Here is a 25,100-nt window from a genome sequence, read left to right as displayed (position 1 = left end):
TTAGTTTATAAGGCTAATTTTAGAATACCAATTTTAGCGGACCGTATAAATTTCGCTATATTTAAATAAATTATAACAGAGACATCATGAAGATTGCATTTTTGGGACCACAGGCAAGTTTTACACAGCTTGCTGCAACCCAGCTTTTTCCCAATGAAGAACTTTTACCACAAACCAATATTTTAGACTGTTTTACCGCTGTAGAAACCGGAGAAGTTGATAAAGCCGTTGTCCCTCTGGAAAACTCCATCGAAGGAACGGTTTCCATGACGCTGGATTACCTGTATAAAACACCCGATATAAAAATACAGGCTGAAGCCGTAATGCCGATTGCGCATCATCTGATGATTCATCCAACGTGTGATGAAACGAATATCGAAAAAATATATTCTCATCCGCAGGCTTTAGCGCAGAGCTTTCATTTTCTGGATAAAACATTTAAGGAGATCCCGAAACAGGAATTTTCTTCCACTGCTGCCGCTGCAAAACACGTTTCTGAACATCCGGACAGAAACCTCGCTGCAGTCGCTAATCAGTTTGCTGCAAATTTATACGGTTTGAAAATTATCCACCGGAACATACAGGATTTTGAACAAAACCATACGAGATTTATTGTTATTTCAAAAAAGCAGGAAACTTATGACAATAAAGATTTGGAAATTTTAGGAGAAAAATCCGGACTGCTGATTACGCTTCCGGAAGATCATGCGGGAGGACTTCATCAGGTTTTATCTGTTTTTGCATGGAGAAAAATGAACCTCAGCAAAATAGAATCCAGAACACTGAAAACAGGTCTTGGAAATTACTTCTTTTACATTAATGTATCCGGAAACTGGGATTCAACCCTTTATCAGAATGCTTTGGAAGAGCTTAAAGCACTGAATGTAGAGGTAGATTTTCTTGGAAATTACAAGGAATTTTTTTTAAAAAGCTAAATTACAAACAGTTAAAAACTAAAAAAGAAATATATTTCATACAAAAGAGATTTAATTAGCTATTTTCTTGTTTTTGAAGATAAAATAATCTATTTTTACCTGTATATTATTTATAACCCAATGATTAACAGAATTTTTCAATTATTTAAGGCGGAAAAATCAATTTGTAATAAAATAACATAATATTATTACAGATGAATTTTTGTTATAATTTTTCATCAAATGTTGAAAAAAAATAAAAATTAATGTTTTCGTTGCACGATATTTGATATGATTTTAAATAACTGACTGAGACTAAAACCATTAACTAATTTAAATTTTGCAGCATGAAAACTAGAATTTACAGCTTACTTTTAGCGATGATGTCAGCTTCTGCTTTTGCACAAAGTGGATGGGTTGGCATTAACACTCCGAACCCTCAGGCAAATCTGGATGTAAATGGTACCATGAAAATCCGACAGACACCTTCCGCTCCTGCCCTTCCGGGATATCAGATTCTGGCGGTTAACCAAAATACAGGTGGAGATTTTCAGGTAGCACAGGTATCACCACAGATGATTGCAGATTATGTAATAAATAACGGTATAAACAGTTCTGTGTACTCGGCTAGAAAATCGTCTGGCATCACTCTGATCAATGCCGGAATTTTACCTAACAGTTTCAGACCGGTCAACTTTTTAACAACAGAAAGAACCACCGGAACTTCTTCCCTGTTCTCGGATTCCGACAATACTTACACAGCGCCTTCTTCCGGTATTTATGCCATTGGTTTTACATTCAGGTACGGAACAGGATTACAATCCGGAGTATTAACGACTCCTCCAAGCATTGCGATTTTAAGAAACAGAACAGGAACTTTCAGTATTATCGACGTTCGCGAATTCAGCGGAGTGAATCTGGGACTGGTAAGTCTCACCATTTCCGAAGGAAGTATCAATTCTTTATATCCTCTTCAAGCCGGAGACAAAATATCTTTCGGACTTACTAATTATTCTGTGCTGGATGCAGGATTATTAGGTTCAAGCACAGGCTCATTCTATATTTATAAAGTATCAAATTAATTTTTTATATTTCAATATTACTTTAGAATTAATCCGCCGTACAGCAACTTACGGCGGATTAATTATATGGTATAAAGTTTATTGTTATATTTGATAACCAAAAGTGCAAAAATGATTTATTCGATCGTTATTCTCCTTATTTTATGTATTCTGATCCTTTTTAATCATCTGAACAGCAAAATCAGCAGATTAGAAAAAAAGGTTTCGGAACTGAGTTCAAAATTAGATGACAATAAAGTTTCTGAAATGCAGGAGGAAAAAGAATGGCAGAACATTCCTTTACCCGTACAGAATGATGAACCGGTTCTTCATGCAGAGAGAGAAACTATTCAGCAGACTTCTGAAAAAGAAGGAAAAGACTGGACGAATATCATTTTCGAGTTTCTGAAACAAAATGCTTTAACCATTATCGGGATTTTTACGCTGGTTTTAGGAATCGGTTATTTCGTAAAATATGCCATTGATAAAAACTGGATCGGAGAAACACCCAGAGTGGGAATCGGATTCTTTTTAGGAGCTGTTATCATTTCACTTGGTCATTTTTTGAGGAAAAACTATTCTGTATTTTCTTCTATCATTACCGGAGGCGGAATTGCCGTTTTATACTTTACCGCAACCATTGCTTTTCGGGAATATCATTTGTTTTCGCAGAATATTGCTTTTTCCGTTACCTGCCTTATTACTTTAATCTGCATCGCACTCTCCTATTATTATAAAAGTGAAATTCTTATTATTTTCTCTTTATTCGGAGGATTTTTAGCGCCGTTGATGGTAAGCTCCGGACACAGCAATTATCCGTTTCTGTTTACCTACATTACAGTTCTGAATCTGGGGATGCTCGCGGTTGCCTTTCTTAAAAACTGGAAAAGTATCGGATGGATTGCATTTATCTTCACCTATGTTTATCTTTTGTACTGGACTTTTGAGACCACACAGCTTTTAAGCATTTATTTTTATATTTCCGGATACCTTATTTTCTATTTTTTTGCCTTAAAAAATTACTTCAGGAAAGAAGTTATGTCTTCATCGGATATTCTGATGCTTGTTTTAATTAATTTTACAAACATCATCGGACTCGCTTATATTTTTGATCAGCTTGGCTATGAACCTGTGATTATTTTCCCGATTGGTTTTGCTTTGGTAAATTCCGCCTTACTGTTCAGAGAATATTCCCAAAAGAAATTCGGCATAAATTATTCTGTATTTGCCGCAGTTACGGTAAGCCTTTTAACATTAGCCGTTGCATTGCAGTTCAAGACACATCTCATTACAAGTGTCTGGGCGATCGAAGCAACGCTCCTTTTGTATATCTGGAAGAAAACCGGTCTTCAGATCTTCAGAAAATGTTTCTACGTTCTGTTTCCTTTGGTCATCATTGCACAGATCATCACCTGGACAGAATATATCGATGCGAAAAGCCTGAATATTGTTTTCAATCCAGTATTTCTTACGAGTTCCGTGACGTTGGTTACTACATTTTTCAATTTATTTTTATTGAGAAAACATCCCGATCACGACGAAAAAATTAATGATTTCTTTGAATATTTATTTTCGATATTAAGCTACAGCGTGATCTATTTTGCGATTCTGCTGGAAATCATGTATCATATTTCAGCGCAGCCGTGGATTGTAATCTTCAGTATCGGAATGATTTTTACGCTGTATTATATTTTTGCAATTCTACTGTTCAGAAAAAAACTGGAAATTCCAAAACCTGCGGAAACCAATCTTATTTATCTGTTTTGTGTACTGATTATATTGAATACGGTAATTTCAGGTCCGGGAATTGTTTCCAATTTTCTGCTGCATAAAGTATCCTTCGGTTTTTACGGGCTTTATCTTCTGTATTGGATTCCATTCATTTACATCATCCTGAAGGTTTTACCCGGTTCCCATTTTCTTAGGCTAAAATTATCATACTGGCTCATTTCTATTGCCTTTGTAACCGCATTAAGCTTCGAACTGTACGACATTTATATTTTGCTGAATGCCGAAAAAATATCAGACATCAAAGCTTTAAGCAAGCATTTTGGTCTTCTGTATCTTCCGATTATCTGGGCGGTTCTTGCCTGCATTTTTATTTACAGAGGGCTGAAAAACAATGTTTCAGAATACAGCAAAATCGGCTTTGCGCTGGTTGCCGTTACGATCCTGAAGCTTTATTTGTATGATGTCTGGGAAATGGATAATGTATCGCGGATTATTGCTTTTATCATTCTGGGAATCATTTTATTGCTAAGCTCGTTCCTGTTTCAGAGGCTTAAAAAAATCATTAAAAATTTAGTGGAAAATAAAGAAGACAAGCCGGAAACTGAGAATTTATAATTTTGTAAAAGCTTTTATTGATAAACGATTGTTAAAATATTATGAATTTTTATTTACATTTTATAAAAAATACCTATATTTATCACGTTTTTAATAGTCATTTATTCCAGAAACATTATGAAAAAAATTCTCTACTCTTTTTTATTATTATCTTCTGCTACGCTGTTTGCTCAGAAGAATACAGCTACAAAATTTGCAGTGGCAAATGATATTGTAGGAACGGTAGATATGTTTAATAATAATAATTATAAAGGCTCTGTACAAAGCTCAAAAGCATATAAATCTGCTACGGAACTTCCGCAGAATCTTAAAAAATTCGATTATCTGGCGGATAACGGATTGGTAGAATATAAACTGAAAAGCAATCAGGGCGTAATCGACAGAATGCCTGTAAATGAACTGAACGCTCAGTTCGGTCTTCCTGCAGATACACCGGTACTTATTGACGGGTACGAATTTACCAATACAAAAACCTTAGTGTACGGAGATATCATCAACAATGCTCAGGTTATTACCAGCAACGGTAAGAAAATGGTATCGGTAACTACTTCTAGAAAGTAATTTCTCAGATCATATTTTAAATGAAAAGGATGCCCGTTTGAGCATCCTTTTTTCAGTAATATTGCTTAAAGCTTTTCTTTTGAGAACTTTAAGTATTCTTATTATTTATGATGTTTGTCTTTTGTCTCTTTTGCGGTTAATGAAGAGTTTCAGTATTTATTGTTCCATTTTTTCTTTAATTCTTCGTAGATCTTCTTTTCGGTGGCGTTGTTTCCCGGTTCGTACAATTTTATATCTTTAATTTCTTCCGGAAGAAAATCCTGATCCACGAAATTGCCGTCGTAAGAATGGGCATATTTGTACTCCTTTCCGTAATCCAGATCTTTCATCAGTTTTGTGGGTGCATTTCTTAAATGTAAAGGAACCGGCAGATTTCCTGTTCTTTTAACCAATGCCAAAGCTTCATTAATCGCCATGTACGTTGAATTGCTCTTTGGTGAAACCGCAAGATAAACCGCCGTTTCACTCAGGATAATTCGTGCTTCCGGATTTCCGATCACGTTCACTGCCTGAAAACAGTTGTTGGCAATCACCAACGCATTCGGATTGGCAAGACCGATATCTTCGGAAGCCAAAATTAACATCCTTCTTGCAATAAACTTAATGTCTTCTCCCCCCGCGATCATTCGAGCCAGCCAATAGACGGTTCCGTTCGGATCGCTTCCGCGCATGGATTTAATGAAAGCCGAAATAATATCGTAATGCTGTTCTCCGTTTTTATCATAAAGCGCCATGGTTTCCTGCAAAACTTCCAGCACATCTTCGTTCTTGATTTCTGTTTTCTTGGAATTTTTATATTGATTTAAAACCAACTCCACAGAATTAATCAGCTTTCTTGCATCGCCTCCCGAATATTGGATAAAAGCTTCTTTTTCAATGATTTTGAACGATGTTTTTTCATCCTGATTGAATTTTTCGGAAGCTGTATCAATCAGTTCTTCCAGTTTTTCATAGGTCAATGCTTTTAAAACGTAGACCTGACTTCTGGAAAGCAAAGCCGAAACCACTTCAAAGCTCGGGTTTTCGGTTGTCGCACCGATTAAGACAATCCAGCCTTTTTCTACGGCATGAAGAAGAGAATCCTGCTGAGATTTGTTAAAACGGTGAATTTCATCAATAAACAAAATCGGCGATTTTCCGGAAAAAAGATTCTGCTTTTTGGCATCTTCTATTACATCTCTTACATCTTTTACTCCCGAAGAAACCGCAGAAAGCTTATAGAATTTCCTTCCCGACTTTTCAGAAATAATTTCCGCCAGAGTGGTTTTTCCGGTTCCGGGAGGTCCCCAGAAAATCAGAGAATTCAGAGAATTGTTTTCCAGCATTTTCCGGATCGTGCCTTTCTCTCCGGTTAAATGTTCCTGCCCGAGAACATCGTCCAGTGTTTTGGGTCTTAATTTTTCAGCTAATGGAATATTTTGGTTCAAAATTTAATGTATTGTTTATATCAACTTCTTTTAGTACATATTAAATCTGTTTAAACTTTTTTTTGATTATCCGTCATTGATCATAATGCTTAATTTTAACGCAAAGATCGCTAAGATTCTTTTTATATACCAACTGTTTTAAGTTCGCAAAGGTGCTTCGACAAGCTCAGCATAAACTATTCACTCAGCAAAGAACTCAAAGGTTTTTCAATGATGACAAATTACGGACAATCATTAAACTTTTTTATTGAACCGCAAAAGTGACAAAAGATAGCTAAACTTTTTAATCTTTGATTTTTATTCTTTTGAGCGCTTTCATTATAATAGAAAACACTTTAACATTGTCTTTTGTGCGTTTTGTGGTTAATTCTGAAATTAGTTTAAAGTTTAATACAACGTAAAGATAAGGATATGTTTTCTCAATAAAAAACCCGTCGGTATAGACGGGCTAAAATTATTGTAAAGGAGGATTTTCATTTTTTTGCGGTACAGCTCCGGTTTCTTTTCTGTTCACAAGAAGTACATTGTACTGGTCTGTAAGCGCATTGAGCTGATTGATAACCGTAGTATATGGCGATGGCGGAGTTTCTACCAAAAGGTGAAGCGCATCGATCCTGTCTCTTAAAGCATAGTATGCCGCATTGGTTTCTTCTCTTTTTCCTTTAATGGTTTCGGGACTGGCATCTCCGTACTCCTGTGTACGGGCAAGATACTTTGTATTGAAGAGTTCATTAGCTGTTTTCAGCTCATTTACCCATGCTGAAAGGGAAAAGAAGGCAACAGCATCTGTAAGCTCCGGTTTATTCTCCCAATCCCGGATCATGTTATTAAGCGTTGCCGTTTCTGCCTGATAATTGAGCCGTGCAATACCGCTTCCATACAGTGCCATATTATCAAGAAGCAGTCTGGCTTTCTGCTTTTTATCTGCTTCATAATGATAAGACTGCGATTGCAGAAAATAGTTTATTCCTATAATAGCGTTATCCCTTCTTTCGTCCAGCAGCATAATTTCTGCGGTAGTTTCACTGGCAAGTGCTTTTTTGAAGAGTGCTTCCAGCTCTGCAATTTTGGATGTAAAAACAGAGAGTTTGGTATCTATCTGTAAGGCAGCAGGATTATTAAGGTTAATAATAGCGGTAAAATCTTTGGCATATTGCAGGTATTCTGCATTCCTTAGTTTTGGAAGGTCAATAGAATTCATTTGTATTTATTTTTATTAAGATAAAATATTGTTCTTTATCGTAAAATCTGCTGAGGGGGTAGATTTATTTTTTCGGGGGTTCCCGAAAGTTCCCTGCACAGTGCAGTAGGTTTTCGGATGCTCCGAAAGCTCCGTGCAGAGTGCAGCGGGTTTTCGGATTGCTCCGGAGCGCGGCTGCCTGCCGCAGTAAACTTTCGGAAAAAAGACTACGTTTTGCTTTCTCCTTTATTTTTCCAGAATTCAATCTGGTCTTTCAGCTCCTGATTTCTTTCCTGAAGCTCTTTGATGCGTTCTTCGTATTGCTCAATGAGTTTTTCTGAAGCATTATAGTTGTTTGTTTGATTTTGAATCATATTATTACTAGAATTTTCATTAACACTATTCTCCTTATTTATTTGTGTATATCCTTCGTCTTTCAGTAAATCATAAATATCCGTTTCATAGAATTCAGAGATTTTCAGCAGATTGTCAATTCCCGGTTTGGTCTGGTCGCTTTCCCATTTGCAGTATGCGGTCTGCGAAACATCAAGCTCCATAGCGACTTGTGTCTGCGATAAATTTCTTTCTGTTCTCAGCGCTCTCAGTTTGGTTCCTAAAGACATATTCTAATAATTTTTCAGCTAATTTACTGTTTTTTATATTTCAAAATTAAAACTTTTGTGGCGGATTTTAAAACTTTAGTTGTGGGCAGAAGTGAAATTACGTATTAGTTTTGTCCATGTTCACATATAGATCGAATTTTTTTTTAAATCTTTTCCAACCCAAAGACAAAATAATGCATCTATATAGAAGAGAGTATATTTAACCCATAAAAAACAAAATGACTATGAAGAGAAAAATTATTCTCCGGCTGTCTTTCCTGATAGCCTTTCTCACGCTTCTTTGGTCTTGCAGAAATGAAGACTTTATACAGGCAGAGAAAAACCCGCAAAGAAACAACAGAGATTTCTTTAAACATTCTAAAAAAGGCGGAGCCTTTGCCAAAACTACCTTAGATTATGTAGATATTCTGGAAGCCTACAACAGGGAGAAAAATTTCCTTTCTGCTATGCCGGATCAGGAGGGAATGCCGATCTGGGATAAGATGAGAATTGTAAAGACAGAAAATTCTACCTCCCTTGTCATCCCTTTGTCAGAGGACAATGCGACCATGAGTTCTGTTTTCTTTGCCCTGATTGATAATAAAGAAAATACCGTAAAGGCAATAAACAATATTACCAATGATGAGCTGAGAAGAGTGGTTTTTGACCCCTCTATTGATGTGCAGAAAAGGGAAAGCCTGTTCTGTACTTTCATGGCTACGGATAATTATACCTTTGGAAATGAGGTTTTCTCCAATATTCCGCAGGATCTTTTTGTTGATGATAAACTGGGGGAGCAGAACAACAGGATTGTCTTTCATGCTCCTCGCTTCGGGGATGCTTTGGCAACAGAAACCACCACGCAAAACGGAAGAGTGCAGGTAGTTTATGAAGTTATCTGCGTGATTATAAGACACTGTACACACCATGGATCTGGAGCCTGTGACGGTTGCAATATATGCCAAACGGAAAGCTGTTCCCACTCCACCACTCTTGTATTTACTTATCCCGATCCTGAAACAGGAGTCGTAATTTATGGCTATCCGGAAGGGGGTGGCGGTGGCGGAACTCCGCTTCCGATCCCTGATCCCGATCCCTGCGGATTGAGCAGAGCTTTTTACAGGGTAGCACCAAACTGTAACGGAAGTACACCTGTTACCCTGCCTCAAGATCATTGTGAGAATCTCAAAAATTTGCTAAAACCTACGAAAGCAAACATAAAACCGATTATCCAAAACTTACAGACAAAACTGAATGATACCATAGAACATGGGAATAGTCTCCAGAAAAGTTTTGCTGGTGTGTACTCCAATATAGTTGTACCGCCAGGAACAAGCAGTGAAGTCACATTAAATGCCGGAACACTTTTTTATGGAGTGATACATACGCATCAATATCCAGGCGCAGTACCTATGTTCAGTTGGACGGATGTGTATTCTCTTTACTTTTTATATCAGAATGTTTATAATCCCCACAATAGCGAAGTTGTAATGATGGTTGTATGCAAAGATGACAACGGAAACAATCAGATATATGCCATAAAAATTGATGATCCACAGCAATTGTTAAATGCTTTAACTTCAGATATGAGCCAAAACCCTAAAATAAACAGCAATACTTCTGAAGCAAAAATATTTGAATTTATGAATGCTCCATTGACAAAATTATATGCAGACACTTCTCCTAATAGAGAAGGTACATTTTTAGAACGATTTGCTAATTTTGGAATATCTTTATATAAAGCAAACGATGGTAATAATGTTACCAATTGGAATAAATTAACTTTAGAAAATGGAAATGTAGTATCTACACTATGTAATTAAAAGAAATTAAAATGAAAAAGTATATAGCAATATTATTATTGAGTCTTATCTCAATGAACTGTAAAAGTCAATCACAAATTATTAATCTAAAGAATGATGATGGATCCGGATTAGCTGGGGTGTATTATAAAGATGTTGATAATTTTATGAATTATTTCGTAGGGACATGGGTTTTTAGTAATACTACAAAGTACTGGAAAATTGTTCTATTAAAAAAAACAAAAATGTATAATGGTAAATTTTATGAAGATGTAATTGTGGGGGGGGTAGAATATAAAGAAAACGGAGTAACTAAAGTAAACACATTATCATATTTAAACAGTAATATGAATTATTACGATTATCCAATATCGGGCAATTCAATATATCCTAATCATACTCCAAGATGTTTAGATTGTCTTCCCAATGAATTAAGATTAGGATTAAGTTATTATGAGCTAAATCCTGATACAACATTTGGCACAATGATTTTAAGAAAAAAAACAGTAAATGGTCAGGATGCTATACAGCTAAGACTAACAGCAAATATGGTACTTCATAAAGAAGGAACAGCAATGCCTAATGTTTTTAAGCTACCTGTGGGAACGTATACATTGATAAAGCAGTAGAAGATAATTTACGAATCTGTCTCACAAATAAAAAGTGAGACAGGTTTTATATAATCATGAAAAAGTTAAGTTTATTATTAATACTTATTGGTAACAGTTTTTTTTCCCAAGAATATAAAACAGATCAGCTTTATTTCATTGGCGAGAAAATTACACAACAATCTTTACCATTATTTAAAGTTCATTTTCCGGCTGAAAGACAAGATTGTAAAGAAAATGATGAGGATATAAAATGTCATCCTTTAATTGTAAAATCAGAATGTTTTGAATATTGCTCAGAGTATAGAATTGTGAAAGTCTTAAAAGGAAATTATGACAGAAAGACAATACATTTTGCTTCCGCTTATTGTAATGAATTCGGATATACTCGTCCACTGAACGACAACTAAATAATAATTGGAGTAGTAATGGACAAAGACGGCAATTATCACCAGACCTATATAGAGAAGGTTTATTATAAAAAAAACAAATGGATATTACCTTATACAAAAGAGTATCCATTCATCAATTATTTAATAAAACAACCTCAAAATTTCACACAAGGAGAAAGGTTAAAAATTGACATGGAAAAACAATTTGATGAAACGCACCATCAGCGTAAATATAATTTCCCTTATTATAAGAAAAAAGGAAAATATGCTATTTCTTTAATGGGGTTTGTACTATAAGTTAATATGTTAAATTAAAAAAAGTGATAAATATAGGCTGTAGATTTTTATTACAGCCTTTTGTACAATTATGAAAAATAAATTGAAATTCTTTCTATTATTGGCTCTACTCTTTTCCTTACAGAGTAAGGCTCAGTTAGATACTCTGAACTATCTAAAACAATTTGAAATTAATAAAGCAAATTATATTGGTCGTCCATTTACAAACTTGTTAGTCGATATGCAGCAGATTAAACCAAAAATGATATGGATATCTCCAATTTATCATGGGGTAAGGAAGTACATAGATAAAACTTTTTTTTGTTTTGATGAAAAATTTCCATTTAATTACAACGAGCGAACCTTCAATACAAATAGTAATTGTTTACAAATTGTATGGGAGAATTACATAGATCCAAGAAGTTCCGAGTATATTTTGTTGACAAATAAGAACAGAAATCACTTTACCAAAGATGAAAGAGTTTATTATGGTAAAAAAATAATAAAAGACATAAAAGTATATCGCTGATGAAGTAGTTTTAATCTTTTTTTGCCCAAAACATCTTGAGATTCACTTTTAAGAAAATTTATTAGTGTATTGATATTATAATGAGCCATCTCTTAGTTGAGGTGGCTTACTTTTTTGTTTAATATATTTAAAAACATAAAAAAACAATCCACCGAACAGACTTTTACCGCCCCGAAACTTCTAACAAATTTAAACTAATTTTCAATTTTTTACCCTATTTTTGCATTGTTTTGAAACTTACATTCAATAAAATCATCACTTTTCCTTTGGTAATTCTCATCAGATTTTACCAGTGGTTTATTTCGCCCCTGCTTCCCAAAAACTGCCGTTATGAGCCTACCTGTTCGCATTACATGGTGAAAGCGCTTCAGGTGCATGGTATTTTTAAAGGATTCTGGCTGGGTGCAAAAAGAATTTCAAGATGTCATCCGTGGGGAGGAAGCGGATATGATCCTGTACCGCCAAAAAAGTAAAATTTAAAATAAACAACTACTAAAAAAATAACAATGAGTAATATTTTTTTCAGAATGTATCTCGTGATTTTTGCGTTCATTACCCAGTGTCTTGTTGCGCAGAATTATCCGGACGGAATGTCCGACGGAACTTTAAAAGTAAACTCTACGGATGTTCCGGTAAAAATTTATTCAACCACTGAAGTTCAGGATCTGAATGAATTTGCAGACAAACCCATCAAAGAAAATGTGCTTGTTATTCTGAATGAGTCTAATTTCGAGCCTGTTTATGTAAATTACAGCATTGCGACACTGGCGAAATACAAGCTTGTTCATTATCAGCTTTTAGACAAGGATTTTAAAGTGATTGATGCGGCGGCAACCAAAGAAAATCTCGGAAGCTTTAAATATGCAGTAAAGACAGCAAAACCTCTTACAGAATCAGACAACATCAGTCTGGAAACTCCTTTTAAGATCTGGGATCCCACAAAGGGAATTCAGTTGGGACCTGTTACGCTTCATTTTTACAGTCTGATGTTCATTTTTGCATTCGGTTTCGGATATATTTTAATGAACAGAATCTTTAAAATCGATAATGTAAACCAGAAATATTTAGAACCTCTTTTCACATGGACTTTATTGGGAACCATTTTGGGAGCAAGAATGGGGCACGTTATTTTTTATCAGCCCGAACTTTTCAAAGAAGATTTCTGGAGTGTATTTTTACCGATCAGTACTAAAAACGGTTTGAAGTTCACCGGATTTTCAGGACTGGCGAGTCACGGCGCAACGATCGCGCTAATTTTCACCACTCTATATTATTCATTTAAAATCATCAGAAAAAATCCTTTCTGGGTGTATGACAGATTAGGAATTGTGGTTGCTTTGGGAGGTGCTTTTGTGAGGATGGGAAATTTTTTCAACTCTGAAATCATCGGAAAACCTGTTGATCCCAACTCTCCTTTTGCATTGCTTTTCCCACAGCAGAGCAGTGAATATGGTGTAACAGTTCCGCGATATCCTTCACAGTTATTTGAAGCTTTCGGATATGTTTGCCTTTTCGTTTTACTGTGGATTCTGTACAGAAAAACCAACAAAAAATATCAGCAGGGATGGTTATTCGGATTGTTTTTCATTATTCTTTGGGCAATCAGATTCTTTGTAGAATTCCTGAAAGAGCCGCAAGGTGACGAATTCATCCAGTTTGGAGGATTAAACACCGGTCAGGTTTTATCTATTCCGTTCATGATTGCAGGCGTAGTTATTATGATCGTTTCGAAAAAATTCAAGATTACTCAGGCTGAAAACGAAAAACCTGAATAAGCGAAAAATTTAAAAATAAATTTGTTTAAACTAATTTCAGAATTAGACACAAAAGACAATGTTAAAGCGAATTTCCAGAATAATCAAAGCGCTCAAATGAATAAAAATCAAAGATTTTTAAAAACTGTTGTGATCTTCTTACTTATAATCACCAACTTTAAATGAACGTTTAGTGCATCTTTTGCGGTTAAATAAAAACTTTAAACATATCAAAATATAAAAAGGCAAGTTTGTAATCAGACTTGCCCTTTGTTTTTATCTACATTTGATGTTAAAATTATAATGCTCTTTCTATTTTTGCATTCAGCTCTTTGAAAACGCTTCCAAATTCATCAATGATGTCCGTCGGAAGTACAGATTCTTTAGAATGCTTTTCTGATGCCAATTCTGCCGCTCTGCCGTGAAACCAGACTCCTAAAATTGCAGCTTCTTTTTCTGAGTAATGCTGTGCTGAAAAAGAGGTTAAAACTCCGGTTAAAATATCTCCGCTTCCTCCTTTTGCCAGTCCTGAATTTCCAGTGATATTGTAAAAAGCATCTCCTTCAGGCGTTACAACCTGAGTATGATGATCTTTTAAAACAATATAAATCCCCAATTCTTTAGCTTTATTTTTCGCCAGTTTTAATCGTTCAAAAGAATTTTCAGTGGCGCCGAACAGCCTTTCAAACTCTTTCGGATGAGGCGTTATAATGGAATTTTTCGGAATTATCTTTACATTTTTTGAATCCTGTGAAATGATATTCAATGCATCGGCATCCAAAATCAGAGGTTTGGAGTAGTTTTTTAAAAAGGTAAGAAAACTTTTCGCGGTCTCATCAATGGTTCCCAAACCGGGACCTATTCCGCAGACTGCATGTTCATCCGTTTCAAAATGATCTATGAAATCATTTCCGCCTTCGATAAACATGGCTTCAGGATTCGAAGTCTGTAAAATTTCATATCCGCATTTCGGAGCCAGCGTAAAAGTAAGTCCCGCTCCGGTTCTGAGTGCCGATTTCGTTGCAAGAACCGCGGCTCCCATTTTCCCGTAGCTTCCACCTGCAATAATGGCTTTGCCATAGGTTCCTTTATGCGAAAAATCTTCTCTCGGTCTGAAAATATCTTTGATCATATCTTCATGAATCACAAAGTTCTCCGTTTTCGTTTCAGCAATATAGTCTTCATTTATATTAATATCCAAAACTTTCACTTTTCCTGCATATTTTCCGGTTTCGGGATGAAGAAAAGTTTTTTTCCAGAACTGAAAACTCAATGTATAATCTGCCTTAAAAATAGTGGCATTTTCAGCAGAAACAGTATCTGCAAAAAGTCCGGAAGGCATATCAACAGAAATTTTAAGATTACTTTTCAGGTTCAGAAAATCGATCAGTTCTTTAAACTCTCCTTCGATGTTTTTTGATAAGCCGGTTCCGAAAAGGGCATCGATAATAACCGTTCGGTTATCAAACCTATATTCTTTTGCTTCTTTAAATTCTCTGATGAAAACACCCGAAAATTCTTTTAATTCTCTGAAATTATTTCCTGCATCCGAAGAAAATTTAGCTTTGGTATTGGTAAAAACATCTACATCAAAACCTTTCAGATGAAGCATTCTCGCAATGGCAAAACCATCGCCTCCATTGTTTCCTTTACCGCAAAAAACCGCAAAGTTTCTATGGTTTTTACAATTTTCAAAAATCCAGTCAACACAAGCCTGTGCAGCTCTTTCCATAAGCTGAACAGAAGAGACCGGTTCATTTTTTATTGTATATTCATCCCCATTGCGAATCTGTTCCGCTGTAAAAATTTTCATATTTAATATTGTATTTTGTATTAAAAGCAATTTACGAAAAAGAATTTTTAAATGCTCTGAAAAGAATTATGTGGATCTCTTAATTAAGAAACTTTCACATTTTATCATATTTGATTAATATTTAGTTATAAAAACTGGAAAATTATATTTTTTTTTGTAATTTAACCCATCTTTTGTTAAAATAATACTTAAAAAAATATAAATTATGGGATTTGTAAAAGAATTTAAAGAGTTTGCGATTAAAGGTAATGCTTTCGATCTTGCTGTCGGTGTCATCATCGGTGGAGCTTTCGGAAAAATTGTAACCAGTGTTATCGATGACTTAATTATGCCAATTGTTGCTGCACTTGTAGGGAAACCTGATTTCAGCAGTATTTATTATGCAATGGGTAAAGGTGCTGAAAACATTCCTGCGGGAGCAACCCTTGCCAAAGCTAAAGAAATTGCACCCGACGCCGCTATTTTTGCGTATGGTAATTTTATTACGGTTGCCATTAATTTCCTTTTACTGGCACTTGTTGTATTTATTATGGTAAAAGCGATCAACAAAATGAAGAAAGAAGAAGCTGCCGCTCCGGAAGCTCCTGCTGCTCCTACTGCGACAGAACAATTGCTTGCGGAAATTCGTGATGAGCTGAAAAAGAAGAATTAAAAAAAATTCGTTATAAAACAAGACTCCGGCGCAACAAAGTTGCGCCGGAGCTTTTATATTTTATCAAAAAAAAATTACTGAATCTGTAAAATACTTGAAATCTGCTCTGCCAAAGAAAGCCCGATTCTGTCCTGCGCTTCCAGTGTAGACGCACCGGTATGCGGCGTCATAGAAATTTTCGGGTGATTTAAAATTTCTTTTGAAGGAGTCGGTTCGTTAATGAATACATCCAAACCTGCAAACTTCACTTTTCTGGAATTCAAAGCTTCAATTAAAGCGGCTTCGTCAATTACTCCGCCTCTTGAACAGTTTACAATGGCTACTCCGTCTTTCATCATTTCAAATTCATTTTTTCCGATCATATAACCGCCTTTCTGAGCCGGAACATGAATGGTAATAAAATCTGAATGTTTCAGAACATCCTGAAGCGGTTCTGTTTCAATATCCACATTAATGAACTGATTGTTGTAAAACTTAACTTTAATACTTGCTTTTCCTACATTATTATCTGCAGCAATAACTCTCATTCCAAGACCTAAAGCGATTTTAGCAACTTCCTGCCCTATTCTTCCCATTCCGACAATACCGATGGTTTTACCTTTCAGCTCAATTCCTGCTGCATACGCTTTTTTAAGACCGGCAAACTCAGTATCTCCCACCAAAGGCATTTTTCTGTTGGAATCCTGTAAAAATCTTGCTCCTGAGAACAGGTGTGCAAAAACCAGCTCAGCAACCGATTCTGAAGATGCAGAAGGGGTATTGATCACATGAATTCCTTTTTCTCTTGCATAATCCACATCAATATTATCCATTCCTACTCCACCTCTTCCGATGATTTCGATGGAAGGACAGTTATCAATAATATCTTTTCTCACCTGTGTTGCACTGCGTACCAAAATAGTTCGGATCTGGTGCTCATTAATGTAATCTACCAACTGTTCCTGCGGAACTTTTGTCGTAATTACTTCAAAACCTTTCTCTTTCAATGCATCAATACCGGATTGATCCAAACCGTCGTTTGCTAAAACTTTCATAAAACTTTTATAGATTTAATATTTGAGAAAATCAATACAATTAAAAACTATTTATCATAATATTTAATCGTTTAATCTTTTTTCTTATTTTTTTTTACTCGTCTTCTTTGAAAACTTCAATCGTAACCTGTTTTTCAACCAAGTCTGTAAATCTTCCTTTATATCTTGTTGCTCTTACCAGATGATTGTCGATCCAGTGGTAATTTCCGCCTCTTGGTTTTCCGCATAAAACACTGTGATATTTAAATCCGTGCTTATCCAGCCAGTCGATTGTAATTTGCTTAAGATTTTCTGTTCTTGACGTGAAAAAACAAATCTGGTGACCTTCATCATACCATTTGTTGATGGTTTCCAGAGCATCCGGGAAAGGCTCACAGGTAACCATTCTCTCAGGCTCTTCGTTCGGAACGTCTTCTGTAATGGTTCCGTCAATATCAATTAAATAGTTTTTTACGCCGTCCTTAAGAATCGGACTAATGTGTTCTATGTACTCTAATTCCATCATAAAAATTTGAAATGCAAAGTTACATTTTTTGCACCAAAAAGGCTTGTTAAACTTGCTTTATATTAAATTTTTACGTTAAAAACATTTATTTAATGAATAATATTAATAATTAATTTGCTTTTTATACAATTTTAATTAAAATTTTTCTCTTTTATGAAATTAAATACTTCTCTTTTGTATCCCTCTGTTTTACAGTTTAAAAATGGCTTTTTTATCTTATATTTGAAACACACCTCAACAATATGAAAAAAACTTTATCCTTACTGTTCGCGCTTACGGGATGGTTTGCCATCATTACTCAATATGTTCTGATGATCCGGAATTCGGAATTTTCTTTTTGGGAAACAACGATCCGCTTTTTCAGCTATTTTACTATTTTAACCAATATAATTGTCTCTGTTTATTTTACGGTGCAGACTTTCAAAAAATCCTCAAATGAAAAATCAGGGATTTTGACGGCGATAACGGTTTGCATTTCAATTGTAGGATTAATTTATCAGTTTTTGCTTCGCTCCACATGGAATCCTTCCGGAATGCAGAAACTGGTAGATGAGCTGCTCCATTCCGTTATTCCACTTTTGGTTCTGATTTACTGGTATTGGTATGAAAATAAAAATAATCTGAAATACGGCTCTATTTTGAAGTGGGCTATCTATCCTGTCCTTTATTTAGGATATATTTTAATCCGGGGAAGTTTTTCAGGATTTTATCCTTATCCGTTTGTGGATGTGGCAAGTTTTGGCTTAATAAAAGTTTTAATCAATGCTTTATGGATTACTACTTTCTTCTTCATTTTATCACTTGTATTTATTAAAATCGGAAAATTGACAGGCAAAAGTTAATTGATAAGGACTAAAATTTTTCAGATCCTCTTTCTGAATATCCGTCAAACCTGTAAGAAACCTTGATTTTACAGAAAAAAGCACACGTTTCGGTTTATCGGTTTCGGCTTATATCTCAAAAAATATGATGTTTCACCAAAAATTTCCAAAATACATTTATTACACTTACATTTGTAGAAATGGAAGAATTCGTAGTTTTAGTAAATCCTGAAGACAAAGTTCTTGGCTTGATGGAAAAGCAGCAGGCACATATCAACGGCTTACTGCATCGTGCTTTTTCAGTTTTTTTATTCAACAGCAGCGGCGAAATGCTTTTGCAGAAAAGGGCTTCCGGAAAATATCATTCTCCTCTGAAATGGACCAATGCAGTCTGTTCGCACCCAAGAAGTGAAGAAACATATCTTGAAGGAGCCAAAAGAAGAGTAAAGGAAGAATTGGGAATTGATGTTGAGCTTTCGGAAAAATTTAATTTCATTTATAAAGCCGATGTCGGAAACGGACTCTGGGAACACGAACTTGATCACGTTTTTACAGGAACTTTCGAAGGCGAATTCTATTTAAATAAAGATGAAGTGGAAGAAGTACGCTATATTTCTCTTGAAAATCTCAATAAGGAAATTTCTGAAATTCCAGACCATTTCACAGAGTGGTTTAAAATCATTCTTGAAGAATATAAACATCATCTACATTCATGAAAAAGTTTCTTCTTATCATCTCATTGGTAACCGGATCTTTACTTTTCGCACAGTCTGTTCCGACGAAAGTGTATGAAAACGACAATTATTCCATCACGCTTCCGGAAGGCTGGAAAGTAACCAACGACAGCGATATCATCAATATTTTTCCGGGCAATGAGATTGGAGCTATTACGATTTCAGAATATCACGATCTTAATCTTCCAAAAACGGAAACCAAAAAATTTATTCTCGCGCTTTACAAATCTTCGGATGACGAGAAGAAAATAAAAAGCAAAAGCGGAAAAAAAGGATACACAGAATATTTTTACGAATATGATGATGACCATGAAAAACTGCACTGGATCACCAAAGTTTTTCAGAAAGACAAAGATTTGTTTCTGGTGACCATCAACTGTACACAAAAGTACTGGAACGGAAATTATATGAAGCTTTTCAACGAGGCTTTCGACAGTTTTAAAATAAAGAAATAGAAATAAAAATTAACTATGAAGAAAACAGCATTGTACGACAAACACGTTTCTTTGGGAGCTAAAATCGTACCTTTCGCAGGTTTTGAAATGCCTGTACAATATTCGGGAGTTACTGAAGAACACTTTGCCGTAAGAGAAAAGGCAGGTTTGTTTGATGTGTCTCACATGGGACAGTTTTTCATTGAAGGGGTGGGTTCCAAAGAGCTTTTGCAGTATGTAACCACCAACAATGTAGACGCTCTGGAAAATGGAAAAGCACAGTACTCTTGTCTTCCTAACGAAAACGGAGGAATTGTAGATGATCTTATCGTTTACAAAATGGAAGACGACAAATATTTCGTAGTTGTAAATGCTTCAAACATTGATAAAGACTGGGATCATATCTCGAAATACAATACTTTCGGAGCTCAAATGACGAACGCTTCGGATGAAATGTCTTTATTGGCAGTTCAGGGACCGAAAGCGACTGAAATTCTTCAGAAATTAACCGAAACCAATCTTTCAGAAATTCCTTACTATCATTTTACGGTAGGTTCTGTTGCAGGAGTAAATGAGGTGATCATCTCCAATACAGGCTACACCGGAAGCGGAGGTTTTGAGATCTATTTTAAAAATGAATCTGCCGAAAAACTTTGGGATGCCATTATTGAAGCAGGTGCAGAAGAAGGAATTGTTCCCTGCGGACTGGCTGCAAGAGATACTTTGAGACTGGAAAAAGGGTTCTGCCTTTACGGAAACGATATCGATGATACCACTTCTCCTATTGAGGCAGGTTTGGGATGGATCACAAAATTTGATAAAGATTTTGTGTCTAAAGAGACATTTGCCAAGCAAAAAGAAGAAGGCGTTACCAGAAAATTAGTAGGTTTCGAATTAACGGACAAAGGGGTTCCAAGACACGACTACCCTGTTGTAGATGCAGAAGGAAACGTTATCGGAAAAGTAACTTCGGGAACGCAGTCGCCGATGAAAAAAGTAGGTTTAGGTCTTGCTTATGTGGACAAACCTCACTTTAAATTAGGTTCTGAAATCTTCATTCAGGTAAGAAATAAAAACATTCCTGCAAAAGTGGTGAAAGCTCCTTTTGTATAATTGATTTTTTTTTTAACAACTATAAAAAACCGCCTTGCAGAATTTGTGAGGCGGTTATTTTTTGGAGCTGTTTCCGGCTATCCACTCTATCTTTAGTTTTTTGCCGGAGCTTCGCTCCGGCAAAAAACTAAAGGATGCCGTTTCTATCCGGGCTAAAATAATTATATTGCAATACATTTTTTCGTACTATTACAAAAATTTTTTCTGATGAAAAAAATGGTATTCCTCTGTATCATCATACTTATTGCAGTTTACATTTTCTATCCTGTTTTTGAAAGTGAAGGAATTTCTTATCTCATTATTTTCTGCTGTTTTGCAACGCTCTGTTTTACCATTGCAAAAATAATGACGGGAAATTTTCCAACAGATTATGAATCAACAGAAAAAGAGATGAACAGACTTTATTCAGAAGACGGAATTTTCAGTTATAACGCAGAAGGTTTTTATTTCAAAAAAGAATCAGAACCGAAGCAATACATTAAATATTCAGACATTTTGGAAGTTAATTACTTCACCATTCGTTTTTTGTATAGAGAAACTCAATCCGGCATTGAATTAATTACAGTCGATAAAAAGTATGAATTTCTAGACGAATACTGTAAAGGAATTGAAAAATTTACGGAACAGCTTTCCGACAAACTTCCGTTTCATCAAAACTCTGAATTACAAATAACGAACAATCATGGCCTGAAAAAAAGGAATTTATTTCTAAAATGATATAAAATGCTTGGGACTTCCGTCAAAATTGTTTGGTTATTATAAAAACCTAACAGGTTTTGAAAACCTGTTAGGTTTGAGCCTATTTGCTTATAGATTTTGAAGCTTTATTAGAAATTAACTTTCAATAATAGAAACAGAGAGGATATTAAAAATGGGATTCCACTTATTAAAGACATCTGGTCGACATTAGACTTTGAAAAGTCTTTAACCAATACAAAGAATACCAACATCAGAATTACACAAAAAGTATTAATCAGGATTTTCTGTAATCGCCATCTTTTAATCTTTAAACTAATTAAAAGTAATACCTGAAAAATGAGAGACAAAAATGCTGCAGGTACTAATCTTCCATCGTAATGATCTAAGTTAAAAGCATTCGCATCCGACAAAATAAATTGCGGACTTAAAATTTCATAAATGAGCAGAATCCCTAAGCCATGTCCTGCCCCGATTAATATAAAAGCATTTAAAATAGCCGTTGTAATTACCGGAATTCAGCTTTTTCATGTAAAATGATCTCCCTTTTCTTAAAAACTTTGATTTAAGGCGACTTACTTTAATTAAAAAATCCCCTTAATGCTTCCAAATTCTTTTTATCGTTTCCTATAAAAATTTCTTTGTCCGTAAGAAAAACCGGACGTTTCAAAAAGGTGTAATGATCCAGCAATAGTTCTTTAAACTCTTCTTCTCCCAAAGATTTCAGATCCAGTTCCCTTAATTTGATCTGAGTAGATTTTTTGCTGAACAAAGCTTCGTAAGATCCTGCATGTTTGTGCATTTCTTCCAATTCATCCTGGGTAATCGGTTGTTTTTTAATTTCGCGAAGTTCCCAGTCCTTAAGATTGAATTGTCCTAAAATTTTTCTGCACGTATCGCATGTATTAAGATAAAATACTTTTTTCATTTAGAGTTCTAAGTTTTTTCTAATGTTAAATGGAAACTTTATAAGTTTACCGTTATCAAAAGTAGCATTTAATCTACCGTTTTGAAAATTATTGAATACCTTTATTGAAATTTTATCAAAATGGACAACAAACCGATCACTTTTCAGTTTATTTCAGAACCTTCAGATGTCAACTACGGCGGAAATGTACATGGAGGAAGCGTGATGAAATGGATCGATCAGGCAGGGTACGCCTGCGCAACAACGTGGAGCGGAAATTATTCAGTAACGGTATATGTAGGAGGAATCCGTTTCTATGATCCTATTAAAATCGGGGAAATCGTAAAAGTGGAAGCTCAGGTAATTTACACAGGATCATCAAGTATGCATATTTCCATCAACGTATTTTCCAGAAACCTGAAACAGCCAAATTTTGATAAGAAAACACACTGCATCATTGTATTTGTTGCCGTAGACGAAAACGGGAAAAAACTTCCGGTTCCCAAATGGATTCCTGAAACGGAAGAGGAAAAACAGCAGGAACAGTATGCAAAACGTCTCATGGAACTGAGAACACAGATAGAAAACGAAATGAAACCTTTCCTGTAAAATGCAGAGAAAAGATTTTATAAAGATTTCCTCGTTGGGATTTTTAGGATTATATTCCTGCGGAATTTCTAACTTTAAAAGCAACAGAAAACCTTTGGCAATTCAGCTTTATACAATTCGTGATTCTGTTTCAGAAAACCTCGAAAAAGCTTTGGAAAAACTGGCAATATTAGGCTTTAAAGAGCTTGAAATCTACGGCTACAACGGAACTTTTTTCGGAAAAAGCAGGAATGAATTTCAGAGCATCTTAAAAAATGTCGGTTTAAAAGTAATCAGTTCACATCACACAACGGGAATTCTTCATCATGAGAAAGGAACATTAACCAACAATTGGGAACAGACCGTTGAAGATTTACATCTTATTGGTTCAGAATATATGGTCTGTTCTTACCTTTTTCCTGAAGAAAGAACCCTGGAAAACTATAAAAAACTACCGGAACTGCTTAACAAATCAGGAGAAATAACAAAAAAGGCAGGAATCCAGTTTGCTTATCACAATCATGATTTTGAATTTGAAAAATTTGATGGAACCGGAACTGTTTACGATTTTATTCTGGAAAATTCTTCATCCGATCTGGTAAAAATGGAGCTGGATCTATACTGGATTTCAAAAGCAGGTATCGATCCGTTACTTTATTTTGAAAAGTATCCCAAAAGATTTCCATTGTGGCACGTAAAAGATATGAAAGCCGGAACAAAGGATTTTGCAGAAATCGGAAACGGAATTATTGATTTTAAAAGAATTTTCGGTGCCCGAGAAAAAGCAGGACTTCAACACTGGTTTCTGGAACAGGATTCCAGCGATAAAAATATGTTTGAAAGCATCACGATAAGCCGAAATTACATGCTGAAAAATGATTTCTTTTTAAAATAATTTTTATCTTTGCAGTACAAAAGGAAATGGTGTTCTTCCTTACCCAACCGCTTTTCAAAAGCTGATGACGCCTGATTAAAAGATTATTAACAGTAATTGATCAGGAAAATTATGTCTCAACATCAACGAACTTTAAACCGTACAATAAAATTTTACACAGGTTTTTTCTTCAGAAAATATCCGGCTCTCCCTTACATTCTGAAATGGCTTTTCATCAGTCTTATTATCGGGATTTTAGTCGGAACTGCTTCCGCCGGATTTTTAAAATCACTGCAATGGGCAACCGATTTCAGGGAAAATCATCTCTGGCTGATTGCATTTTTGCCTGTTGGAGGATTTTTAACGGGACTTTTGTATCATTATTTCGGAAAAGATGTGGAAGCGGGAAACAATTTGCTGTTGGAAAATATTCTGGAGCCAAAAGAAATTATTCCTTTTAAAATGGCGCCTTTTGTCTATTTAGGAACAATGGTCACGCATTTTTTCGGAGGTTCTGCAGGTCGTGAAGGAACTGCTCTTCAAATGGCGGGAGCGATTTCCGATCAACTGACAAAAATCCTGAAACTTGATAAAAATGACAGAAAAATTTTGCTGATCTCGGCTATTGCCGCGGGTTTTGGTTCTGTTTTCGGTACGCCTTTAGCCGGAGCGGTTTTCGGGCTTGAAGTTTTTCTGATCGGGAGAATTCGATACAATGCTATTTTTCCGGCTTTCACTTCGGCTGTTTTGGCTGATCTTGTCACCAATTTATGGAAAGCAAAACATACGCATTATCATATCGATCTTATTCCAAAACTTGAGTTTCTGCCTGTTTTGTATAGTGTTTTGGCAGGAATCATTTTTGGAATCTGTGCGGCAGCTTTCAGCAGGATGATTCATTTTACGGGTTTTGTCTTCAAATCTAAAATAAAATATCCTCCGCTTCGTCCGGTTGTCGGCGGAATTATTGTTGCTGTTGCCGTTTTCGCAATGGGAACTACAAGATACATCGGATTGGGAATTCCGACCATTGTAGAATCTTTCGAAAAACAGCTTCCGCTTTATGATTTTGCCTTCAAAATGATTTTTACCATCGTTACGCTTTCAGCAGGATTTAAAGGCGGTGAAGTGACTCCTCTTTTCTTTATCGGAGCGACATTGGGAAGTGCATTGTCATTATTTATTCCGCTTCCGTTTGGTTTGCTCGCCGGAATGGGATTTGTGGCTGTTTTTGCAGGCGCAACCAACACTCCGCTTGCATGTATGCTCATGGGAATTGAATTGTTTGGAGCAGAATGCGGAATCTATGTTGCGATTTCATGCATTGTATCTTATTTATTTTCAGGGAATAACAGTATTTATACAAAACAAAAGATCGGTGAAGCCAAAAACAGCAGATTTGAGCATCTTGAGGATAAAAATTTCTCGGATTTGTAGAGTCGTTTATAGTTGATATTTGTCAGCTATTAATGCTGTA

The 25,100-nt window shown here is 35.5% G+C and carries 27 protein-coding genes and 1 riboswitch; of the genes, 20 read left to right on the top strand and 7 right to left on the bottom strand.

The features are described 5' to 3' along the window. Positions 1 to 86 precede the first annotated feature (86 nt). The 4 genes from pheA to BW951_RS12765 all read left to right on the top strand — a co-directional run bounded on the left by pheA (position 87) and on the right by BW951_RS12765 (position 4,882). Positions 87 to 935: a prephenate dehydratase gene (pheA, locus tag BW951_RS12780; RefSeq protein ID WP_076393390.1), complete on the top strand. Its 849-nt coding sequence runs from the start codon at positions 87 to 89 to the stop codon at positions 933 to 935. Positions 936 to 1,261: 326 nt separating this feature from the next. Then, complete coding sequence (locus BW951_RS12775; protein ID WP_076393388.1) at positions 1,262 to 1,996, top strand: hypothetical protein; 735 nt, start codon at positions 1,262 to 1,264, stop codon at positions 1,994 to 1,996. A 111-nt stretch (positions 1,997 to 2,107) separates the two neighbouring features. Next, positions 2,108 to 4,321 carry a DUF2339 domain-containing protein gene (locus BW951_RS12770; RefSeq protein WP_076393386.1) on the top strand — a complete coding sequence of 738 codons (2,214 nt, stop codon included), beginning with the start codon at positions 2,108 to 2,110 and terminating at the stop codon, positions 4,319 to 4,321. Positions 4,322 to 4,438: 117 nt separating this feature from the next. Then, a complete protein-coding gene (locus BW951_RS12765; RefSeq protein ID WP_076393384.1) occupies positions 4,439 to 4,882 on the top strand; it encodes a hypothetical protein in 444 nt (147 codons plus the stop codon). A 149-nt stretch (positions 4,883 to 5,031) separates the two neighbouring features. Here the strand turns inward: BW951_RS12765 and BW951_RS12760 are convergent, their stop codons facing one another. The 3 genes from BW951_RS12760 to BW951_RS12750 form a co-directional block, all read right to left on the bottom strand. Continuing rightward, a complete protein-coding gene (locus BW951_RS12760) occupies positions 5,032 to 6,309 on the bottom strand; it encodes a replication-associated recombination protein A (RefSeq protein WP_076393382.1) in 1,278 nt (425 codons plus the stop codon). Between the two features lie 454 nt (positions 6,310 to 6,763). Beyond that, positions 6,764 to 7,510: a DUF6261 family protein gene (locus BW951_RS12755; RefSeq protein WP_076393380.1), complete on the bottom strand. Its 747-nt coding sequence runs from the start codon at positions 7,508 to 7,510 to the stop codon at positions 6,764 to 6,766. 206 nt (positions 7,511 to 7,716) lie between these two features. Beyond that, on the bottom strand, positions 7,717 to 8,112 hold the full coding sequence (locus BW951_RS12750; protein ID WP_076393378.1) for a helix-turn-helix domain-containing protein: 396 nt from the start codon (positions 8,110 to 8,112) through the stop codon (positions 7,717 to 7,719). A 224-nt stretch (positions 8,113 to 8,336) separates the two neighbouring features. Between BW951_RS12750 and BW951_RS12745 the strand changes: the two genes are divergently transcribed. The 7 genes from BW951_RS12745 to lgt all read left to right on the top strand — a co-directional run bounded on the left by BW951_RS12745 (position 8,337) and on the right by lgt (position 13,473). Further along, a complete protein-coding gene (locus tag BW951_RS12745) occupies positions 8,337 to 9,914 on the top strand; it encodes a hypothetical protein (protein WP_076393376.1) in 1,578 nt (525 codons plus the stop codon). 11 nt (positions 9,915 to 9,925) lie between these two features. Further along, positions 9,926 to 10,522, top strand: a complete 597-nt coding sequence (locus BW951_RS12740; RefSeq protein ID WP_076393374.1) for a DUF6705 family protein — start codon at positions 9,926 to 9,928, stop codon at positions 10,520 to 10,522. Positions 10,523 to 10,578: 56 nt separating this feature from the next. After that, complete coding sequence (locus BW951_RS12735) at positions 10,579 to 10,911, top strand: hypothetical protein (protein ID WP_076393372.1); 333 nt, start codon at positions 10,579 to 10,581, stop codon at positions 10,909 to 10,911. Positions 10,912 to 10,929: 18 nt separating this feature from the next. Beyond that, the gene (locus BW951_RS12730) at positions 10,930 to 11,190 is read left to right on the top strand and encodes a hypothetical protein (RefSeq protein WP_076393370.1); all 261 of its coding nucleotides are present in this window, start codon (positions 10,930 to 10,932) and stop codon (positions 11,188 to 11,190) included. A gap of 70 nt (positions 11,191 to 11,260) precedes the next feature. Further along, positions 11,261 to 11,698, top strand: a complete 438-nt coding sequence (locus BW951_RS12725; protein WP_076393368.1) for a hypothetical protein — start codon at positions 11,261 to 11,263, stop codon at positions 11,696 to 11,698. Between the two features lie 230 nt (positions 11,699 to 11,928). Next, entirely contained in the window at positions 11,929 to 12,171 is a 243-nt protein-coding gene (yidD, locus tag BW951_RS12720; RefSeq protein ID WP_076393366.1) for a membrane protein insertion efficiency factor YidD, read from the top strand. Between the two features lie 435 nt (positions 12,172 to 12,606). Further along, positions 12,607 to 13,473, top strand: coding sequence for a prolipoprotein diacylglyceryl transferase (lgt, locus tag BW951_RS12715; protein ID WP_076393681.1), 867 nt, complete (start codon positions 12,607 to 12,609; stop codon positions 13,471 to 13,473). A gap of 277 nt (positions 13,474 to 13,750) precedes the next feature. On the opposite strand, the gene BW951_RS12710 is transcribed toward lgt, so the two are convergent. Continuing rightward, on the bottom strand, positions 13,751 to 15,265 hold the full coding sequence (locus BW951_RS12710; RefSeq protein WP_076393364.1) for an NAD(P)H-hydrate dehydratase: 1,515 nt from the start codon (positions 15,263 to 15,265) through the stop codon (positions 13,751 to 13,753). A gap of 205 nt (positions 15,266 to 15,470) precedes the next feature. On the opposite strand from BW951_RS12710, the gene mscL reads away from it, so the two are divergent. Continuing rightward, a complete protein-coding gene (gene mscL / locus BW951_RS12705; RefSeq protein WP_076393362.1) occupies positions 15,471 to 15,917 on the top strand; it encodes a large conductance mechanosensitive channel protein MscL in 447 nt (148 codons plus the stop codon). Positions 15,918 to 15,991: 74 nt separating this feature from the next. On the opposite strand, the gene BW951_RS12700 is transcribed toward mscL, so the two are convergent. Together BW951_RS12700 and BW951_RS12695 are read right to left on the bottom strand one after the other, a co-directional pair. After that, positions 15,992 to 16,951, bottom strand: a complete 960-nt coding sequence (locus tag BW951_RS12700) for a D-2-hydroxyacid dehydrogenase (RefSeq protein ID WP_076393360.1) — start codon at positions 16,949 to 16,951, stop codon at positions 15,992 to 15,994. 94 nt (positions 16,952 to 17,045) lie between these two features. Further along, positions 17,046 to 17,453: an LNS2 domain-containing protein gene (locus BW951_RS12695; RefSeq protein ID WP_076393358.1), complete on the bottom strand. Its 408-nt coding sequence runs from the start codon at positions 17,451 to 17,453 to the stop codon at positions 17,046 to 17,048. 245 nt (positions 17,454 to 17,698) lie between these two features. On the opposite strand from BW951_RS12695, the gene BW951_RS12690 reads away from it, so the two are divergent. The 5 genes from BW951_RS12690 (at position 17,699) to BW951_RS12670 (ending at position 21,275) form a co-directional block, all read left to right on the top strand. Then, a complete protein-coding gene (locus tag BW951_RS12690; protein ID WP_076393356.1) occupies positions 17,699 to 18,298 on the top strand; it encodes a Pr6Pr family membrane protein in 600 nt (199 codons plus the stop codon). Between the two features lie 179 nt (positions 18,299 to 18,477). Then, complete coding sequence (gene idi, locus BW951_RS12685; RefSeq protein WP_076393346.1) at positions 18,478 to 18,993, top strand: isopentenyl-diphosphate Delta-isomerase; 516 nt, start codon at positions 18,478 to 18,480, stop codon at positions 18,991 to 18,993. Then, positions 18,990 to 19,466 carry a hypothetical protein gene (locus tag BW951_RS12680; protein WP_076393344.1) on the top strand — a complete coding sequence of 159 codons (477 nt, stop codon included), beginning with the start codon at positions 18,990 to 18,992 and terminating at the stop codon, positions 19,464 to 19,466. The genes idi and BW951_RS12680 overlap by 4 nt, the downstream gene beginning before the upstream one ends. Positions 19,467 to 19,481: 15 nt before the next feature. Further along, positions 19,482 to 20,558, top strand: a complete 1,077-nt coding sequence (gene gcvT, locus BW951_RS12675; protein ID WP_076393342.1) for a glycine cleavage system aminomethyltransferase GcvT — start codon at positions 19,482 to 19,484, stop codon at positions 20,556 to 20,558. Positions 20,559 to 20,765: 207 nt separating this feature from the next. Then, on the top strand, positions 20,766 to 21,275 hold the full coding sequence (locus BW951_RS12670) for a hypothetical protein (protein ID WP_076393340.1): 510 nt from the start codon (positions 20,766 to 20,768) through the stop codon (positions 21,273 to 21,275). 559 nt (positions 21,276 to 21,834) lie between these two features. On the opposite strand, the gene BW951_RS12665 is transcribed toward BW951_RS12670, so the two are convergent. Beyond that, positions 21,835 to 22,182 carry an arsenate reductase family protein gene (locus BW951_RS12665; RefSeq protein WP_076393338.1) on the bottom strand — a complete coding sequence of 116 codons (348 nt, stop codon included), beginning with the start codon at positions 22,180 to 22,182 and terminating at the stop codon, positions 21,835 to 21,837. 120 nt (positions 22,183 to 22,302) lie between these two features. On the opposite strand from BW951_RS12665, the gene BW951_RS12660 reads away from it, so the two are divergent. From BW951_RS12660 to BW951_RS12650, 3 genes are all read left to right on the top strand, one after another. Continuing rightward, entirely contained in the window at positions 22,303 to 22,770 is a 468-nt protein-coding gene (locus BW951_RS12660) for an acyl-CoA thioesterase (protein ID WP_076393336.1), read from the top strand. A gap of 1 nt (position 22,771) precedes the next feature. After that, positions 22,772 to 23,644 (top strand): sugar phosphate isomerase/epimerase family protein, encoded by an 873-nt coding sequence (locus BW951_RS12655; protein WP_076393334.1) that lies wholly within the window; start codon positions 22,772 to 22,774, stop codon positions 23,642 to 23,644. Positions 23,645 to 23,657: 13 nt separating this feature from the next. Then, positions 23,658 to 23,725, top strand: a riboswitch (Fluoride riboswitch). A 30-nt stretch (positions 23,726 to 23,755) separates the two neighbouring features. After that, positions 23,756 to 25,060: a voltage-gated chloride channel family protein gene (locus BW951_RS12650; protein ID WP_084196430.1), complete on the top strand. Its 1,305-nt coding sequence runs from the start codon at positions 23,756 to 23,758 to the stop codon at positions 25,058 to 25,060. Positions 25,061 to 25,100 lie beyond the last annotated feature (40 nt).

Source organism: Chryseobacterium gambrini, from assembly GCF_900156825.1.
GTDB classification, from domain to species: Bacteria; Bacteroidota; Bacteroidia; order Flavobacteriales; family Weeksellaceae; genus Chryseobacterium; species Chryseobacterium gambrini.
Note: the sequence above shows the minus strand (reverse complement) of the source record. Positions and strands in the feature narration are given on the sequence as shown.